Source organism: Mesorhizobium sp. M7A.F.Ca.AU.001.01.1.1 (assembly GCF_004022735.1).
In the GTDB taxonomy this organism is placed as follows: Bacteria; Pseudomonadota; Alphaproteobacteria; order Rhizobiales; family Rhizobiaceae; genus Mesorhizobium; species Mesorhizobium ciceri.
Genome location: NZ_RZPF01000762.1, coordinates 1 through 2,947, shown reverse-complemented (window position 1 = coordinate 2,947; position 2,947 = coordinate 1). Strand labels below are relative to the sequence as shown.

Here is a 2,947-nt window from a genome sequence, read left to right as displayed (position 1 = left end):
GTCCGGGAGAGGATGCACCAGGATCTCGGTTCTGAAGAAGCTTTCCGTGACGAAGATAGCCGCAACGACCAGGGCGACCGCAACGGGCATGCTGACCGCCCCGATGAAGCTAGCCGGCATGGCGACCATTGGCGAAATCGTGGCGACTGGGGCAGAGGACACAGAATGGCTCGACACCGTGGTCACCAAAAGATGCGCGGTGCCGGCATGCGACTTATGTTCGGCCTGTTGGACACGGATGGCGACAGGTCACTGTCCGAGGCCGAGGTTCAAAGCGCGGTCGGCAGGATGTTCAATAGCATCGACGAGAATGGTGACGGCAACATCGATCTAGACGAAATCCAGTCCCTCCTGCACGGCTCCAACGTGCATGGCACAAACAACGAAGACATGCCGTAGCTGCATCAAGACTGAGGAGCCGACTTCAGACGGAGCGGCAAGCGAGTCGCGGTCAGGCGAAGGCGCCGTTTGGAATGGCCCAAAATATTCTCTCAAGCTCCCGGAACATAGGTCGGCCATTGCGGTTCGACAGGCGGCGGGAACGGTCGATGAATAGCATGCCCGCTTGCCAAGCGCGGGTCCCGATCGACCTTGCCAACAGAGGAGCGGGCTATGCGTGCGTTGGTCTGGCACGGTAAGGAAGACATACGCTGCGATCAGGTCTCCGATCCAGAAATTGAGGATGAACGGGACGCGATTATCAAGGTGACGAGTTGTGCCATCTGCGGCTCCGACCTTCACCTTTACCACAACTACGTGCCAGCCATGCTGCCAGGCGACATTATGGGCCACGAGATGATGGGAGAGGTCGTGGAGGTCGGCAGGGGCGTCAACGGCGCTCTGAAGAAGGGAGACCGCATTGTCGTACCGTTCACCATAATCTGCGGTGAGTGCGACCAGTGCAAGAGACAGAACTTTTCGGTTTGCGAACGTACGAACCGCAAGAAGAACCTCGGCGACAAGGTGTTCGGGCACACCACCGCTGGTCTGTTTGGCTACACCCATTTGACGGGCGGCTATCCCGGGGGACAGGCGGAATACCTGCGGGTGCCGTTCGCCGACGCCACGCACGTAAAGGTGCCTGACAACCTTACCGACGAGCAGGTTCTCTTCCTCGGCGATATTTTTCCCACCGGATGGCAGGCCGCGGCACAGTGCGACATAGAGCCTACGGATACGGTTGCGGTGTGGGGCTGCGGCCCAGTCGGGCAGATGGCAATACGCAGCGCCCTGCTGCTCGGCGCCAAACAGGTGGTGGCGATCGATTGCCTGCCGGAACGGCTTTCCATGGGGGCGGCCGGCGGTGCCATCACCATTAATTTCGCCGAGGAAAGTGTCGTCGAACGGCTGCAGGAACTCACCGGCGCAAATGGCCCGGAGAAGTGCATCGATTGCGTCGGCATGGAAAGCCATGTCTCGCTGGCCCAGCCCGACACCGTCTACGATCGCGCAAAGCAGTTGATGCTGATGGAAAATGATCGACCGCATGTGTTGCGCGAGATGATCTATGTCTGCCGGCCGGCCGGCGTGATCTCGATCCCCGGCGTCTACAGCGGGCTGGTCGACAAGATTCCGATGGGACAGGCGATGAACAAGGGCCTCACCTTCCGCATGGGGCAGACCCATGTCACCCGTTGGACCGAGGATCTGCTGCGCCGCATCGTGGACGGCCAGATCGACCCTTCCTTCGTCATCACCCATACCGTCGGGCTCGAGCAGGGACCCGAGATGTACAAGGTGTTCCGCGACAAGCAGGACAGCTGCATCAAGGTTGTTTTGAAACCGTAGGGAATCGTCATGAACGTGGTCGCTAAACTCACCAACATCACCCGATCGCCTGGCGATCCCAAAGTGCTGCAGGCCGGGCCGAGTGTGGTCGGTGCCTTCGACGGCCTTGCTCGCAAGCTCGGCTGGTTCAGCATCGCGCTGGGTGTCGTCGAGCTGGTTGGTGCCGAGCGGATTGCCGGTGCGCTCGGCATGAGCGGCAAGCAAGATCTCATCCGAGCCTATGGGGCGCGGGAGATAAGCAGCGGCATACTCTCGCTTTCCGTGGACAAGCAGGCTGGGCTTTGGAGCCGGGTGGCTGGCGACGGCCTGGACATCGCGACGTTGCTGTCAGCTTATCGGCATGACAATCCAAAGCGCGACAACGTGGGCATTGCGCTTGCCGTGGTCGCCGGCATCGCTTTGCTCGACATCATCGGTGCGAAAGGCGTCACCGCGCGCCACTCTCGCAGGGGGACCAAGCCGCGCGACTACAGCGATCGCAGCGGCTTTCCCGCAGGCACTGCCGCAGCCCGCGACTTTGCCCGCTCTGAGCGCGGCCAGGAGTCCGGCGCCGCCTGACAGAGTGCCGACCTTCTGGGGTTCCAGCCCTAAAACCAGGTTACCGATTTTGAGCTCGACGAGATTGTAGCCGCGCAACTTGCTATCGGCCCGGCCCCATCCTGCACCATGCCGATTTCTACGCCGGATGCGACCTGCTCGCCACGCCCCAGGTGTGGGTGCGGCGCAGTGCCTGCGAATTCGCCGATGGCGCTGACGATTTCCCGGCCGTCAGCATCGGTGATGACGGTGGCGTAGCGGGTCATGAATCACACTCCTGAATCAGCGCGCGTTGCGGAGACAACCTATTGATGGGAAGCTGGCTGTTCGAGGAGGACAGCAATGAGCAACGTCACCACGCATTACGGCAGCGACGGCATCGTCGAGCGTATATTGGCCGCGATTTCCGATGCGAAGCCCGATAAAATCAATGCCGCGCAGCTCTATCCGTTCGACCAGCTTCACGGCCGCGAGCTCATCGCCACGCGAGACCATGGAGGTCGTCTTGCCCCCTCGCCCACCGACCGGATCCTTGATGTCGGCAGCGGCATTGGCGGCCCGGCGCGCTTCCTGGCCGCCACCTATGGCTGCCAGGTCGACGGTGTCGACCTCACACCAGTCT

4 protein-coding genes and 1 pseudogene are annotated in these 2,947 nt (G+C 61.5%); 4 read left to right on the top strand and 1 reads right to left on the bottom strand.

The window, feature by feature from the left end; genetic code table 11:
* The first annotated feature begins 165 nt into the window (after positions 1 to 165).
* The 3 genes from EN884_RS39895 (at position 166) to EN884_RS31340 (ending at position 2,346) form a co-directional block, all read left to right on the top strand.
* Positions 166 to 399, top strand: a complete 234-nt coding sequence (locus tag EN884_RS39895) for a hypothetical protein (protein ID WP_245492016.1) — start codon at positions 166 to 168, stop codon at positions 397 to 399.
* Between the two features lie 213 nt (positions 400 to 612).
* A complete protein-coding gene (locus EN884_RS31345) occupies positions 613 to 1,788 on the top strand; it encodes a zinc-dependent alcohol dehydrogenase (protein WP_013525010.1) in 1,176 nt (391 codons plus the stop codon).
* Positions 1,789 to 1,797: 9 nt separating this feature from the next.
* The gene (locus tag EN884_RS31340; protein ID WP_063170835.1) at positions 1,798 to 2,346 is read left to right on the top strand and encodes a hypothetical protein; all 549 of its coding nucleotides are present in this window, start codon (positions 1,798 to 1,800) and stop codon (positions 2,344 to 2,346) included.
* A 29-nt stretch (positions 2,347 to 2,375) separates the two neighbouring features.
* Here the strand turns inward: EN884_RS31340 and EN884_RS31335 are convergent, their stop codons facing one another.
* Complete coding sequence (locus tag EN884_RS31335) at positions 2,376 to 2,591, bottom strand: hypothetical protein (protein ID WP_013525008.1); 216 nt, start codon at positions 2,589 to 2,591, stop codon at positions 2,376 to 2,378.
* A gap of 76 nt (positions 2,592 to 2,667) precedes the next feature.
* On the opposite strand from EN884_RS31335, the pseudogene EN884_RS31330 reads away from it, so the two are divergent.
* A pseudogene (locus EN884_RS31330) lies at positions 2,668 to 2,947 on the top strand (methyltransferase type 11); the annotation flags it as partial.

Bases quoted from the DNA above. Each gene is read 5' to 3' on its own strand.
- EN884_RS39895 (WP_245492016.1), top strand. From the start codon at position 166: ATGGCTCGACACCGTGGTCACCAAAAGATGCGCGGTGCCGGCATGCGA.
- EN884_RS31345 (WP_013525010.1), top strand. From the start codon at position 613: ATGCGTGCGTTGGTCTGGCACGGTAAGGAAGACATACGCTGCGATCAG.
- EN884_RS31340 (WP_063170835.1), top strand. From the start codon at position 1,798: ATGAACGTGGTCGCTAAACTCACCAACATCACCCGATCGCCTGGCGAT.
- EN884_RS31335 (WP_013525008.1), bottom strand. From the start codon at position 2,591: ATGACCCGCTACGCCACCGTCATCACCGATGCTGACGGCCGGGAAATC.